Below are 13659 nucleotides of genomic sequence, written 5' to 3'. Positions count from 1 at the left end.
GGAAGAATATGGACGGTCAAGAATTTTTTTTACCTCATGAGCAATTGCAGCAATTGCTGGATGTTCTTAAGCAGGATGGCTTTTCTTGCGTAGGCCCCCAAGTGCGGGACGGAGCCATTGTTTTTGACCGCTTGGATGATGTCCGACAATTGCCCTGGGGAGTAAGGGATGAGCAATTGCCTGGGGAATATCAGCTTAAGACATCGGAGCTGCACAGAGCCTTTGCCTGGTCAAACGGGCCGCAAGCCATTAAACCCATTCTCTTTAAGCCTCGTGAAACCGTATGGCAGGTCAAACGAAATGAAAGCGGCAAACTCGAATTTCTTCCCCAAGAAGCTATGGAGATGCCCGTAGCCATCATCGGCGTCCGTTCTTGCGATTTAGTGGCCATGGCCATCCAGGATGAGGTTTTTATCAATAATAAATATGTGGATTCCCGTTACAAAACACGTCGAGACTCTTTATTTGTGGTGGCGGTAAATTGCAGTTATTCCTCGAAAAATTGCTTTTGTGTATCGGCCGGTACAGGTCCAGAAGTGCGAAATCCATTTGATTTATTAATGACAGAGTTGCAGCAAGGCTTTGTTATTCGAAGTGGAAGCGTCCGTGGAGAACATGCTTTAAGGCAATTGAATTTAAATCAGGCCAGTTCAATACAACTCCAGCAAGAACAGCAAGAAATAGAGCAATGCGCCCGAATGCAAAGCAAACGAATCCCACTCAATAATCAAAGTGGACTTAAAGATTTGCTGTTTGCCAATTTAAATCATCCGCGCTGGGATGATGTCGCACAGCGTTGTCTTTCATGTGGTAATTGCACGCTCGTTTGTCCAACCTGCTTTTGCCATTCCGAAAGTGATGAACCGAACCTTGATGGTTCAGGCAGCCAACACTTGCGGGAATGGGATTCCTGCTTTACAGCAGGGCATAGTTATCTCGCCGGTAAGCCAATTCGCGACGACATTAAAAAACGTTACCGACAATGGTTGACCCACAAAGTAGGCAGCTGGTTTGAACAATTTGACAGCAGCGGTTGTGTAGGTTGTGGGCGTTGTGTCACCTGGTGTCCGGTGGGGATTGATATCACCGAGGAGTTATCAGCCATATCCGGTGAAAGCAATGTCAGGATGATTGATCATGAATAATCCCCATTTGGTCGATCCTTACCTGCCAAAGACTGTCCAAGTTATTGCTCGACGACAGGAGGCTTCCAGTATTTTTACCCTGGATTTGCTGTTTACTGAAAAGAAAGTCCAGGAAACATTTCAATTTTCTCCAGGCCAATTCAATATGCTTTATTTGCCTGGGGTGGGTGAGGTTGCGATCTCGATTTCTTCTGATCCGGAACAAAAAAACTACTTAAGCCATACCATCCGGGCTGTCGGGCGGGTAACCAAAGCGTTGCAAGCTGTAAAAGAAGGCGATTTCCTTGGTTTACGCGGGCCATATGGACGCGGCTGGCCCATGAAAGAAGGCTTAAATAAAGACATTGTTATTATAACCGGTGGCCTGGGTTGTGCACCTACAGTGGGGGCCATTAATTATGTCATCAACCGACGTGAATACTATGGGGAGCTTAAGATTTTTCAAGGGATAAAACACAGCGATGATTTCATTTTTCGCAAGCAATATGCACAATGGCAGAAGGTTAAAGACACGGAGGTCTATATCGCTGCAGATCAGGCGGGGCCTAAATGGCCTTGGAGCGTGGGGTACATCACGGATCACATACAAACGCTAAAATTAAAAGGCAGTAACACCCTGGTCATGATGTGCGGTCCTGAAGGGATGTTGCATGTGGCTATAGCTGCCTTGTTAAAGCAGGGGATTGCCGAACAGGATCTTTATTTAAGCATGGAGCGGAATATGGAATGCGGGCTTGGACATTGCGGACATTGCCAATATGGCGGGCAATTTGTGTGCAAAGATGGTCCTGTTTTTGCCTATCCTCAAATCAAATCATTGTTTTTGGAAGCAGGATTCTAGCATGTCAAAGCCAAAACTCGCAGTGCATAAATTCACCTCTTGCGACGGTTGCCAATTGGCTTTCTTAAATGCCGGAGAAGCTTTACTTGAATTAACAGAATGGCTGGATATTATCCATTTTGCGGAGGCAGGTTTTATTGATTTGAATGCCAAAATTGATATTGCCTTTATCGAAGGCAGTATCTCCACGGCGGCTGAGGTCGAACGCATTAAGCAAATTCGCAAGAACTCACGCTACATGATTACCATTGGCGCATGCGCCACGGCCGGTGGAGTTCAAGCCTTGAGGAATTTATCCAACCATGCCGAATGGATGGCTTCGGTTTATGCTTCACCACAATTCATTGATAGTCTTGATACTTCAACCCCCATTTCCAACCATGTACACGTGGATTGGGAGTTGTGGGGGTGTCCTGTAAACAGTCATCAAGTATTGGATGCAATTAAATCGTTACTGGCTGGTGCGGCACCAAAAATCAAGCGCGATGCAGTTTGTATGGAATGCAAGCGTAAAGGACAGGTGTGTGTTTTGGTGGCCAAGAAAGAACCGTGCATGGGGCCTGTGACGCAAACAGGATGTGGCGCTTTGTGCCCGGGATTAGATAGGGCTTGTTACGCTTGTTATGGGCCTTTTGAAAATCCAAATCCAAAATCCTTGGGAGAATGGTTTAAGGCAAAGCAGGGTAGAAGTGATGATGAAATTGCCGCGCGCTTCCTGCACATTAATAATCAGGCTCCTGCTTTCCTCAAGACAGGGACTTACTTCAAGGGAATAAAAATTGTCAAAGAAGATAAGAAATGTTGATATTCCAATTCTCGCACGAGTAGAAGGCGAAGGTGCTTTACACCTTCAAATTCAAAAAGGCGAGCTTGAATTGGTGCAGCTTAAAATTTTTGAACCTCCAAGGTTATTTGAGAAATTTCTTGAAGGTCGTTTTTACCATGAGGTGCTCGATATTGTCGCTCGCATCTGCGGCATTTGTCCCGTGGCTTATCAAATGAGCGCAGCACAAGCCATAGAACACTGCTTTGGGCTGTCCATTAGCCCATGGGTTAGGCAGATGCGCCGATTATTTTATTGTGGAGAATGGCTTGAAAGTCATGGCTTGCACATGCATTTTCTTGCTGCGCCTGATTTTCTGGGTTTCCAATCGGCGACAGAGATGGCTAAGTCTTATCCTGAAGAGCTAAAGCGCGGTTTGCGGCTGCAAGCATTTGGCAATGAGTTGGTACGACTTTTGGGTGGCCGTTCGGTTCATCCAGTTGGTGCTTGTGTGGGCGGGTTTTACAAAGCACCTGATGTTTCCGCGATTGAAAACATGCTGAAGAAAGCTCAGGAAAGAATCCAAGACTGCCGGGATTTATTGCGTTGGGTTTGTTCATTTAATTTCCCCAAACATCATGAGGATATCACCTGCGTTTCTTTAAGGCATGAGCAGGAGTACCCCATGAACGAGGGAAGAATTGTTTCTAATAAGGGACTAAACATAGCCATTGAAGAATTTGAGCAGCATTTTCAAGAATTTCAGCAGCCTTACTCAAATGCTCTTCACTGTCTATTGAAGGGGAAAAGCTATTTGGTCGGTCCGCTTGCTCGCTTAAATAATAATTATGATCATCTTCCTTCGGAAATTACTGCTTTCTTGCAAGAGCTAAAATTCAATCTGCCAACCTTGAACATGCATCATAGCATTGTGGCGAGAGCGATAGAAATTTATCTTTGTGTTTTGGAGGCAAGCCGGATCCTTGCTTCCTATCAGTCGCCTCAACAAGCAAAAATTCCGTTTACGCCAGGATCGGGAAAGGGCTTTGGCTGTACTGAAGCTCCTAGAGGGCTTTTATGGCACCAATATCACATCAATAAGGAGCAGAAAGTAATTTTTGCCCAAATCGTGCCTCCGACCAGTCAAAATCAAGCGCGAATCGAGGAAGATTTACGTTTTTCGCTCAAACAATTCGGCCTTAATAAAAAAGATGATGAATTGCGTCTATTTAGTGAGCGAGTGATTCGCAATTATGATCCTTGCATTTCCTGTTCAACCCATTTTTTAACTTTAAACGTGAGTCGCGAATGACGGGTTTGCTTGTATTAGGGATAGGATCGCCTTTTGGAGCTGATCAATTGGGCTGGCAGGTCGTCAATTTACTGGAAAAAAAGTTTAGTTTATCTCCTCATTTGCATCAAGGGGAATTGCAATTGACTTGTTATGATAGACCTGCCTTGTACTTACTTGAACTCATTAAGGAGCATGAGAAGGTATTTATCATTGATGCCATTGTCTCGAAATCACATCCTCAAGGCAGCATTCTTTGCTTGCAAAATGAAGATATTGAGGCTTTCTCAGGCTTGTGTTCAAGTCATGAACTTGGAGTGGCTGAAGCATTAAAATTTGGTCAGATTCTTCGCCAGCTGCCTCGAACCCTCCGTCTTTACGGGATAACCGTTAAAACAGCGCAGCTTCAGTTTGCTTTTCCCACAGACCTGCATGAAGCAAAGCATCAATTGGCTTTGCAAATCGAGCAGGACATCTTGGCTGCATTGGCGCAACACTGATGCGAGTCTATAAGTAAAATCCAATCTATAAATATCGAAACATATTAAGTTATTATTGTAAAACGATAAATTATTGCTATTATATCGACTCCTGTCATTCAATCAGAGAATATAATGAAAAAAATACAAATCACCAGCCATCTCTTGGCCCTCTTCTTTCGCCTGCTTTGTTTTCTAATTCCCCTAGCCACCACTTATTTGCTGTTCTTTAATCTCCAAGCTATGTTGAGCTGGGGTTTTTTTGACCACATCATTTCACCAGGGAAAGTGCAACACCCCGAGCAATTTTCTACAGCTCACCGCTTTATTCTGCTTGGCATTTCGAGTTTGCCTATGTCCATATCCGTATTCATTTGCCATAAATTAAGCCAGCTGTTTAAACGCTTTGAGCAGGGGGAACTATTTGAAGAAGCTCACGTTAAACTGGTTAAACAAATCGGTCTTTGCATGATTAGTAGTGAACTTATCCAGTTAATTTATCAACCCCTAATAACTGCCGCTTTAACTTTCTCTAACGGACCTGGCGAGCGTATAGCCAGCATCACGTTAGGAAAAGCAAATGGCACTACCATCATCACTGCTTTAATTCTTTTAGTGGTTTCCTGGATCATTAAGGAAGCGCAGCAATTAAAAGTCGAATCGCAATTAACGATTTAGGAGATTGGAACATGCCCATCGTTGTTAATCTGGATGTCGTGATGGCTAAGAGGAAATGCCGCTTGAAAGACTTAGCCGAGGCTATAGGGATAACTGAAGCAAATTTGTCCATTCTCAAAACGGGAAAGGCTAAAGCCATTCGGTTTGCGACCTTGGAAGCCATTTGTGATTACCTTCAATGTCAGCCGGGAGATCTTTTGGAGCACCAGTCTGAGAAATCTATGGCCGCAGTTCAAACAGACTGTTTTGTCTAGTCAACTATCCCCTCTGACAAAGAGGGGATGGGTAGGGGTATTATCATAGTCCCAACCAGCGAATAAATTGATCCGTCAATCTTAAATTAAGCTCTTTGTTGCTGGTTTTAACTGTGAAACCATTGCTGGTTTCCCTGGCTGAAGAATCCGAATCGAATTTTACATCCTCAATGGTGCCCAAATCCACAACCCGCATTTGGGTGATGTAATAACCTCTTTGTAATTTAACATCAGGAACCACAAAATAGATGTCTTGCCAACTTTCTCTACTGGCATTCTGGTTATCAAGCATTACGCGCTTAAATTCCGACTCAGTTAGAGCAATATATTCCTTTTGATTAATCTGCCGGCGTAACATGCGTTCCAGAGGCGGGCGGCTATGAAAAATTTGTTCATACCGATCAGAGGAGATGACTACAACGGGTTCATTTTCTTGACGACTGTGATTTCGATTCATGTCCACATATAGAATACCTTCACGGCTTTCATGCAAAGGTGGATTAACATCATCTTCTAAATTCACCCCTGACTCATATCGCGAAAAATTCTCACAGTTTAAAAATTTGGATTTAACAAACCAATTGTCGCTGGGATAATAGATGACCAGAAAGGATTTATCCTTTATTGTGTTGATGATTGAGGACGTTAAATCCAGCGGTAAAGCTGGACAGCCCCAACTTCTACCTGGTCTACCATAACGTTTTATAAATTGTTCATCAACGTACCAACCACCATGCATTACCACGGCCCGATTGGCTGCATTATCATTAAAACCCGAATCTAGCCCTGCCAATTGTAAGGATAATCCATCGCGGCCGTGATAGGATTTTTCGGTGGTATAAACTCCTATGCTACTTGCTTTGCTGTCATATTTGTTTGAAAAATATTTCGTCAGCAGCGCTCCCGAACGGATGCCGTGCGATACATAAGTATGGTACAGCAGCTTTTTTTGCCTTAGGTTAAATACCCATAAACGCTTCTCACTAGAGGGCAGGGAGTAATCAATGACTGTTAAAATCTCATTGTGATTAATGTTGTACCTGTCAGCGCATTTTAAGCTGGTCATTACCTTATTGGCCACGGCAGGACTCAAAGCGGGGGATTCTTTTCGCAACATCGCTTCTATCTCCCTCATTGGCGTTACTGGAATTCCTGAATATTCATAGGGCGGTTTAGGCGAAATCAACTGCGCAAGCAATTGGTTGCCCTGGCCAATGTTTTTTTGTTGCGGCAATGAGCTTGGGGAGAGTTGAGAGAAACAAATCGAAATTACTGCTAACATCCATAGCAGCTTTTTCTTCATGGTATCTCCTTGATAGTATTAATTCTTATTCTTTTGTATTGTTACTATAGACCAAAAATTAACAAAAAGTTAATATGAAATTCAAAATGGTATTTTATTGATCGGAGTGGTTATGCAAAAATTACTTTTGATATTGGGTATTATTTTGATCCTTATGGCGGCTTTATGGCCTTTATTAAAAAAATTCCCTTTAGGACGCTTGCCGGGAGATATTGTTATTCAGAAAGGTAATTTTACTTTTTATTTTCCAATTACTACGTGCATCATTTTAAGCCTGGTGGTGATGCTCATAATCTGGTTCATCAATCGCTAAGTTGAGATAGGCATATCTGACAATCTTAACTTGAAAAAGGCTGTCATTCAGTCAATGGACTGCTTTTTAAATTGAAAATTGCAAATCCATCCTCCAGGGAAAAGGCATTCATTATTCTTCTTCAATTTAAATCAGCAGCTATTGCCAAGTATGCTGTTGCATTCCACCCTATGATAACAGCGACCCAGACTTTAAATTTTCACAAATCATTTCAGCAGTAAAAGCAATTTGCTCTTCAGTATGCATGTAATTAACAAACAACCGTATCCGAGCTTGTCCTCTATCTACTGCTGGATAAATAATTGGAATAGTGTAGATTTTATTTTCTCGTAATTTTAAACATAACTGTATGGCTTTTTGTTCATCTCCTACAATAATAGGGATAATGGGTGTGTTATAACTATCACCGGTATTAACCCCATGTTGCTTTAAATGCGTTAATAAATTTGACGCGCACTGCTGTAATTTTTGCACCCTAAATGGTTCTTGTTTTAAAAGCCGAATACTTGCTAACGCTGCCGCAGCATTTGCTGGGGTCATTCCTGCAGAGTAAACGAATCCCCCACAACTGCATTTGAGGTAATCAATCAAAGAAGATTTCCCAGCGATATATCCCCCGCAACTTGCAAAAGCTTTGCTTAAAGTGCCCATCCATAATTCGACCTCATTCGCATCTAAGTTAAAATACTCTCTAATTCCGCCGCCTGTTTTCCCAATAGTTCCAATGGAATGGGCTTCATCTATCATTAAATGAGCGTTATATTGATTCTTTATTTTTATAAATTCAGGTACATCAGGTATATCTCCATCCATGCTATAGACGCCTTCAATTAAAATTAAAGCACGGCGATAGTAAAGGCGTTCATTTCTCATGATCATTTCTAATGCATTAAAGTCATTGTGTGGGAAAGAAATTCGTTTTGCTTTAGAAAAAATAGCTCCTTGTAAAGAACTGTTATGAATCAAGCTATCATGGAAAATAACATCCTCGGCATTAAATAAATGAGTAATGACAGAGACATTGGTAGCATGGCCTGCAGTAAAGGCAACGGCATCTTCAGTACCAATAAAAGACGCAATTTCTTCCTCCAGTTCGCAATGGATTGGTTTTTGTCCTGAAATTAAACGACTTGCAGAAACGGAGGTGCCATAAAGACTGATGGCCTCATTCGTTTCTGAAATAACCCGTTTGTCGCCTGCATAACCTAAATAATTATATCCGGAAAAATTAATGTATTTTTCCTCATTCAAATCCAAAAGATTATCGGAAACACCGTTCACAACATTAAAATATAGCTTAGATACATTTTGCTCACCAAGAAGATCCTGGGAGCATTTAAGTTTTTCATAATCGGGCAAATTTGTTATATCCATCCAATGTTTTTGCTCTTCTACTGCATAAACCTTGCTTGGACGGGCCTGATTATGAGTATCAAGATTAACAGGTTCAGTACTTTGATTTTTTATGTATTTAATTAACTCATCGATGGTCAGGTTATTTTCTACAATGTATTGTATGGATAACTCAACAGATGAAGGTAATTGGGATTTTAAGCGGCTAATTAACTCAGCAATGAGTAATGAATCAAGGCCTAACTCCGATAATCTACTTGTAGTTAACACTTCCTGCTGACTTGTATTGCTCAAATTATTTTTTATCAAATTAAGGACCACCAAGGATAAATCATCGACCTCCTCCTGTTTTGATAAATTACTTTGATTAAGGCTAGTAACTAACTCTTTATCTTGTTTCCAGGTGAAGAGTAAGGGCAGATCTGCATCAAGGTAACGTCTCCTCATTTCTTGTCTTCTAACTTTTCCGCTTGTAGTTTTTTTTAAGACTTTGGGCGCTAATAAACCGATAGCAGAAGGTTTTATACCGTGATGTTTGAGAACCTCATCCATTATTTTTTTCGTAACTTCCTGATAATTAAAAGTCGTTTTTACTTCAGCCAAAATGACTAATGCTTCAGCATTATTGATATCTACCGCAAACGCATTGATACAGCCAGCACGAATAGCCTTGTCAGCTTGTTCTACTGTATGTTCAATGTCTTGCGGATAATAATTTTTTCCTCTGATAATAATTAAATCTTTAATCCGCCCTGTTACATAGAGCTGTCCCTCCCTGATAAATCCCAAATCTCCTGTCTTTAGGTAAGTTTCCTCTCCAACAGCAAGCCTTGCTTGAAATATACTTTGGCTTTCTTCTTGTTTCCAATAACCATGATTTACGCTAGGGCTGGAAACCCAAATTTCGCCTATCGCATTTTCGCCTAAAGCTGTATTGCTTTGTGGGTCTACAATCAAAATACGATGATTTTCAATGTTAGAATCCAAATCGCCACTGCTTATAAAATGTTGAACGTTTTCATCAGTTGGTTGTGCCAGCTTAACTAGCCCTTCATGTAGCGCAGATTTATCTAGGATTAAGGAATGAAATGCCGTACTTAAGCTTTTGGATGTAACAAACAAAGTTGCTTCTGCTAAGCCATAGCTTGGATAAAAGGCTTCCTGTTTAAATCCAACTTCTTTAAACAGGTCATAGAATTTGTTTAGAGTTGATGCCCTGATAGGCTCAGCTGAATTTACTGCCACACGCCAGGAGCTTAAGTCCAGTGATTTTTTCTCTTCTTCGGTGATTTTATTAGCACATAGCTCATAGGCAAAATTAGGGGCAGCACTAATTGTGCAGCCATACTTGGTAATACCTTGTAGCCAGCTTATGGGATTGGTTAAGAATCTAAAAGGGGACTCTATAATGGTGTATAGGCCTGTATATAAAGGGGTTAAAATACAACCAATCAGTCCCATGTCATGGTATTGAGGCAACCAACTATATAAAATATCTTGTTCCCGTATATCCAGACTGTATTTTATAGCTTGAATATTATGCAATACACTTTTATGGCTAACTATAACACCCTTCGGATTTCCTGTTGAACCTGAAGTGTATTGCAAAAATAAAGGCGTTTGAGGATTGATATCAGGCAATTCAAAATAATTGACGATGGAGTTATTGGGCAGGTTATCCGTTGTAATCCACTGTATAGAAAATAAATCAGTCGTCAGAAGCGGTTCAAATTTATTTAATAAATTATTACTAAATTTATTAACCAGAGAACCTATAATGGGTTTTTTCCCCAAAGAGTCAATTAACTTTAAATTTTTTAAACGTTCGTAAATATTTTTTGTGGTTATACAAGCAATCGGTTTAGCATTCTCCATAATTAATTTTAATTTATTTGCAGCTTCAGCATTTGCTGGAGGCATAACAGGAACAATGATTTTTTGTGCGTAAGCACAGCCTAGAAAACTGTAGATAAAATCTAAACCTGGAGGGAACATCACTAATACTGTCTCACCTGGTGATGCGCTAATTGCACTTAATGCAGTGGCGATTTGCCGTGCCTTATAATCAAGCAATCCATAGTTGATGGTACTTTCTGACTGTCCTTCATTTAAATAAGTAAAAATATTCCTTTCTGGTTGTTGATAAGCAATTTTATAAAAGCTGTCAATAAAACTACTGCTCATAATTATTCCTTAATCTGCATTATGATGTTGGATGATCTTGTCGAAATAATAATTAAGTGGGCTAAATAAAAAACTATGGGAAAGTCTTATTAAATAGGTCGCTACCCCTGGGGAAATGTGAAATTTATTTTTATTAATTCCTTTAATAATGCATTTGGCGACTTCATCTGCAGTCCTTAATTTCATAGGGCCCACAATTTTCTTAGTCTCTTCTGGCTTTGTTAGATTTTCTTGGGCCAATTGCGGGGTATCGGTATCTGGTGGGTAAGCAATCGATATATTAATTCCCAGGCGCTTAAACTCGGGCCTTAAGGATTCAGCAAGACCTCGTATCGCAAATTTTGACGGACTGTAGGCACTGTAACCAAAAAGGCCCATAAGACCAGCACCTGAAGAAATTAAGACGATATGGCCAGATTTTTCCTTCTTCATATAAGGGAAAACGGCCTTAATTGCATATAAGCTTCCTAGATAATTAATGGCCATGGTTTTTTCAAAGATATCAATGTTTAAATTGTCAAAATAATCAGGATAAGAAAAACCGGCTGAAGTAATTAATATGTCTGGCATACCATGGATTTTTACTGCATTTTCAATTGCTTTTCGAACCTGGAATTCTTTAGCAACATCAGCACTTAGTGCCAGTACTTGACTGCTGTTCTGGCTAAAATTTTCAATATCCTTCACAGCAGCAGTTAATTTATTTTGATCTTGAGCAATAATGGAAATGTTGTGTCCCTGCTGGGCGAGATAGCAAGCTAAAGCTTTACCAATTCCACTTGATCCACCCGTAATGATGACATGTTTTTTACTTTTATTATTCATATTGACTAACCTTCCTATTCTCCAAGTAAACCCCTTAGATATGAATTCATTAGCCTACCGTTCGGGTCTAATTGCTTACGTATAAAATTAAACCGCGGTAACTTAGGATATAATTTATTGATTTGTTCATGTTTCAACCAATGCAATTTGCCCCAGTGAGGCTTCCCTTGATGGTTTAGGAAGATTTTTTCGACATCTCTAAAGACTTCTTCATATTCATCTTTAGTGTATGAATGTACGGCAATCCAAACAGTGCTTCGACCATAATTAGGACTTAGATAAATGTTATCTGCAGCAACGCTTCGTACCTCAATGGGAAAAGAAAGTTGTTGGTCATGATGATTTAGGAGGTCTCTAATGTTGATTAAAACTTGAGTCGCTTGATCGATAGGAATGGAATACTCTATTTCGCGATGATTAACTAACCGTTTGGTTGCATAGCATTCTGTGCTTGGTATAGTCCCACACAAATTAGAATTTAGTTTCTTTAATATAAAATTAATATGCTTTCTATAGAATTTAGGAGTGTTTCGTGACATTTCACACAATAACCATAATGCTCCATTTTCGAGGACATAATCGTTAATAATTTTTTTAAATTTCTTAGTGGATTTTACCGTTGAAGATATATTATGTTTTTTTTCAAATACATACTCCGTATAAGGAAACCAAAAAAACTCATAATTGCGGTTGTTTAGAAAAGAATCCAATAAATTATCCAGAGCTTCATCGAATTCAACTGTATTTCTTTCTTGATGCATATAGTACTTTGGAAGTACTTTCATTTTTACTTTACTGATAACACCTAAACAACCCAATGAAACCTGGGCCGCTTTAAAAATTTCATGGTTTTCAGTTTCAGAACATTCTATGATTTCGCCATCTGCAGTAACAATTTGCATCCAAACGATTTGAGTGGAGGCAATGCCAAAAGATAAACCTGTACCATGCGAGCCAGTTGCAATTAAACCTGCGATGGTTTGTTGATTAATATCGCCCAAATTAATCAAGGAAAGACCTCTAGCGAATAGTTCCCGCTCCAGGTCGGCAATTTTAGTGCCGCCCCGTACAACTACGGTCATTTCATCGTAGTTAACTTCTTCTATGCCACTAAATGAATCCAGGGAAAGCGCCACTTCATTACTAAAAATTAAAGGGGTGTAGGAGTAACGTGAGCCTAAAGGCCTAATTGATTTTTCTGCTCTATAACAGGTTTGTAATACGCCTGTAAGCTCTTCTAGTGAGGAGGGGTAATATAATTCGCGCGGTGTGTACTCAAAAGTTTTCCCCCAATTCTTTATTGCCTTAGCTTGGTTCATAATTACCCCTGATTTTTAGCAAGTCTTATTAAATTCTGCGCAAAACGACAACAATCACCAGGCCACCGACCTGATAAATAATTACCATCTAAAACTGTAAATTGGTTATATAAAAAATATTCCGTGTATTTCATCGGAAAGACTTTGGTTCCACCCGTATAAAATTGACTTTTATTGCGCAATAAATTTTCTATTTCATCCTGGGCCGTAGTAGGATAAACACGAAAATAGTCGTTAAAATACCGACGTGTAAGGTACCACCCTGACAACTCCATCCATCGAGTAACAGCTGTAGTTTTTTTATTAAATAAGACTGACTTTTGAGTTTTAGGATCGATGCTTCGTGCTACAGTTAATACACCTGTGCAGAGTGCAGCAATAATTTTATTTTGGTCAAAACATTCGACTATTTTTTGATGAAGTATTGGTGATTCCAACATTGATTTAATCCCTTCACCATGGCCTCCAGGAAAAATCATGCCGTCAATTGCTTCTGTATTAATGTCTTTATAGGCAAAAGGCCTTTTAAATTCGGGTGTTTTGATCATCTGTTGATATAAATTCAAGGCGGATTTTGAGGTCATAAGAAATGGCGATAACAGACCCAGTCCTTGCGTTACCATACGGTTATCAGCACTTGAAACCTGTTTATCTGGTGTAGCAAAAAATACTTTGAATCCAGACTTGGATAAGGCATACCATGGAATTGCTGCTTCACTCGGATCAAACCCTTGCTCAGGAAGATTGATAACAAACATAAGGCATGACTAATTTGTAAAAATTAGATTAAAGTATAGACAAGTGGTTTAAAAATATTGCTAATCGTAAAAATTAATTTTAATTGGGTAATCCTGATTGGAGTCGCATCTGCTTGGTAATGAATTTATAATTTTTTTGCATTAGCTTCGGCA

At 39.9% G+C, this 13659-nt stretch carries 13 protein-coding genes; 8 read left to right on the top strand and 5 right to left on the bottom strand.

The genetic code is table 11. The features are described 5' to 3' along the window. Positions 1 to 8: 8 nt before the first annotated feature. The 7 genes from EL203_RS08485 to EL203_RS08455 all read left to right on the top strand — a co-directional run bounded on the left by EL203_RS08485 (position 9) and on the right by EL203_RS08455 (position 5451). Positions 9 to 1145: a 4Fe-4S dicluster domain-containing protein gene (locus tag EL203_RS08485; protein WP_058469625.1), complete on the top strand. Its 1137-nt coding sequence runs from the start codon at positions 9 to 11 to the stop codon at positions 1143 to 1145. Then, a complete protein-coding gene (locus EL203_RS08480; protein ID WP_058469626.1) occupies positions 1138 to 1986 on the top strand; it encodes an FAD/NAD(P)-binding protein in 849 nt (282 codons plus the stop codon). The genes EL203_RS08485 and EL203_RS08480 overlap by 8 nt, the downstream gene beginning before the upstream one ends. Position 1987: 1 nt before the next feature. Then, positions 1988 to 2791 (top strand): NADH-quinone oxidoreductase subunit B family protein, encoded by an 804-nt coding sequence (locus tag EL203_RS08475; RefSeq protein ID WP_058469627.1) that lies wholly within the window; start codon positions 1988 to 1990, stop codon positions 2789 to 2791. Further along, a complete protein-coding gene (locus EL203_RS08470; RefSeq protein ID WP_058469628.1) occupies positions 2766 to 4061 on the top strand; it encodes a Ni/Fe hydrogenase subunit alpha in 1296 nt (431 codons plus the stop codon). The genes EL203_RS08475 and EL203_RS08470 overlap by 26 nt, the downstream gene beginning before the upstream one ends. Then, positions 4058 to 4540, top strand: coding sequence for a hydrogenase maturation protease (locus EL203_RS08465; RefSeq protein WP_058469629.1), 483 nt, complete (start codon positions 4058 to 4060; stop codon positions 4538 to 4540). The genes EL203_RS08470 and EL203_RS08465 overlap by 4 nt, the downstream gene beginning before the upstream one ends. Positions 4541 to 4654: 114 nt before the next feature. Continuing rightward, the gene (locus EL203_RS08460; protein WP_058469630.1) at positions 4655 to 5197 is read left to right on the top strand and encodes a DUF2975 domain-containing protein; all 543 of its coding nucleotides are present in this window, start codon (positions 4655 to 4657) and stop codon (positions 5195 to 5197) included. Positions 5198 to 5208: 11 nt separating this feature from the next. After that, entirely contained in the window at positions 5209 to 5451 is a 243-nt protein-coding gene (locus EL203_RS08455; RefSeq protein WP_058469631.1) for a helix-turn-helix domain-containing protein, read from the top strand. Positions 5452 to 5494: 43 nt separating this feature from the next. Here EL203_RS08455 and EL203_RS08450 read toward each other — a convergent pair whose 3' ends face one another. Next, on the bottom strand, positions 5495 to 6754 hold the full coding sequence (locus EL203_RS08450; RefSeq protein ID WP_058469632.1) for a murein L,D-transpeptidase catalytic domain family protein: 1260 nt from the start codon (positions 6752 to 6754) through the stop codon (positions 5495 to 5497). A 112-nt stretch (positions 6755 to 6866) separates the two neighbouring features. On the opposite strand from EL203_RS08450, the gene EL203_RS08445 reads away from it, so the two are divergent. Next, positions 6867 to 7067 (top strand): DUF2905 domain-containing protein, encoded by a 201-nt coding sequence (locus tag EL203_RS08445; RefSeq protein ID WP_058469633.1) that lies wholly within the window; start codon positions 6867 to 6869, stop codon positions 7065 to 7067. 168 nt (positions 7068 to 7235) lie between these two features. Here the strand turns inward: EL203_RS08445 and EL203_RS08440 are convergent, their stop codons facing one another. Genes EL203_RS08440 through EL203_RS08425 form a run of 4 tightly spaced genes read right to left on the bottom strand, consistent with a single transcriptional unit; the run spans position 7236 to position 13506 of the window. Beyond that, positions 7236 to 10604 carry an aminotransferase class I/II-fold pyridoxal phosphate-dependent enzyme gene (locus EL203_RS08440; RefSeq protein WP_058469634.1) on the bottom strand — a complete coding sequence of 1123 codons (3369 nt, stop codon included), beginning with the start codon at positions 10602 to 10604 and terminating at the stop codon, positions 7236 to 7238. A 9-nt stretch (positions 10605 to 10613) separates the two neighbouring features. Further along, positions 10614 to 11429, bottom strand: coding sequence for an SDR family oxidoreductase (locus EL203_RS08435; protein ID WP_058469635.1), 816 nt, complete (start codon positions 11427 to 11429; stop codon positions 10614 to 10616). A 14-nt stretch (positions 11430 to 11443) separates the two neighbouring features. Beyond that, positions 11444 to 12748 carry a D-arabinono-1,4-lactone oxidase gene (locus EL203_RS08430; protein WP_058469636.1) on the bottom strand — a complete coding sequence of 435 codons (1305 nt, stop codon included), beginning with the start codon at positions 12746 to 12748 and terminating at the stop codon, positions 11444 to 11446. Positions 12749 to 12750: 2 nt separating this feature from the next. Beyond that, entirely contained in the window at positions 12751 to 13506 is a 756-nt protein-coding gene (locus EL203_RS08425; RefSeq protein WP_058469637.1) for a type 1 glutamine amidotransferase domain-containing protein, read from the bottom strand. Positions 13507 to 13659: the final 153 nt, after the last annotated feature.

The organism is Legionella jordanis, from assembly GCF_900637635.1.
Classification (GTDB): domain Bacteria; phylum Pseudomonadota; class Gammaproteobacteria; order Legionellales; family Legionellaceae; genus Tatlockia; species Tatlockia jordanis.
This window is presented reverse-complemented; position numbering and strand designations above follow the sequence as displayed.

What these genes read in the sequence shown, in the direction of transcription:
- EL203_RS08485 (WP_058469625.1), top strand. Translation starts at nt 9, where the DNA reads ATGGACGGTCAAGAATTTTTTTTACCTCATGAGCAATTGCAGCAATTG.
- EL203_RS08480 (WP_058469626.1), top strand. Translation starts at nt 1,138, where the DNA reads ATGAATAATCCCCATTTGGTCGATCCTTACCTGCCAAAGACTGTCCAA.
- EL203_RS08475 (WP_058469627.1), top strand. Translation starts at nt 1,988, where the DNA reads ATGTCAAAGCCAAAACTCGCAGTGCATAAATTCACCTCTTGCGACGGT.
- EL203_RS08465 (WP_058469629.1), top strand. Translation starts at nt 4,058, where the DNA reads ATGACGGGTTTGCTTGTATTAGGGATAGGATCGCCTTTTGGAGCTGAT.
- EL203_RS08460 (WP_058469630.1), top strand. Translation starts at nt 4,655, where the DNA reads ATGAAAAAAATACAAATCACCAGCCATCTCTTGGCCCTCTTCTTTCGC.
- EL203_RS08455 (WP_058469631.1), top strand. Translation starts at nt 5,209, where the DNA reads ATGCCCATCGTTGTTAATCTGGATGTCGTGATGGCTAAGAGGAAATGC.
- EL203_RS08450 (WP_058469632.1), bottom strand. Translation starts at nt 6,754, where the DNA reads ATGAAGAAAAAGCTGCTATGGATGTTAGCAGTAATTTCGATTTGTTTC.
- EL203_RS08445 (WP_058469633.1), top strand. Translation starts at nt 6,867, where the DNA reads ATGCAAAAATTACTTTTGATATTGGGTATTATTTTGATCCTTATGGCG.
- EL203_RS08440 (WP_058469634.1), bottom strand. Translation starts at nt 10,604, where the DNA reads ATGAGCAGTAGTTTTATTGACAGCTTTTATAAAATTGCTTATCAACAA.
- EL203_RS08435 (WP_058469635.1), bottom strand. Translation starts at nt 11,429, where the DNA reads ATGAATAATAAAAGTAAAAAACATGTCATCATTACGGGTGGATCAAGT.
- EL203_RS08430 (WP_058469636.1), bottom strand. Translation starts at nt 12,748, where the DNA reads ATGAACCAAGCTAAGGCAATAAAGAATTGGGGGAAAACTTTTGAGTAC.
- EL203_RS08425 (WP_058469637.1), bottom strand. Translation starts at nt 13,506, where the DNA reads ATGTTTGTTATCAATCTTCCTGAGCAAGGGTTTGATCCGAGTGAAGCA.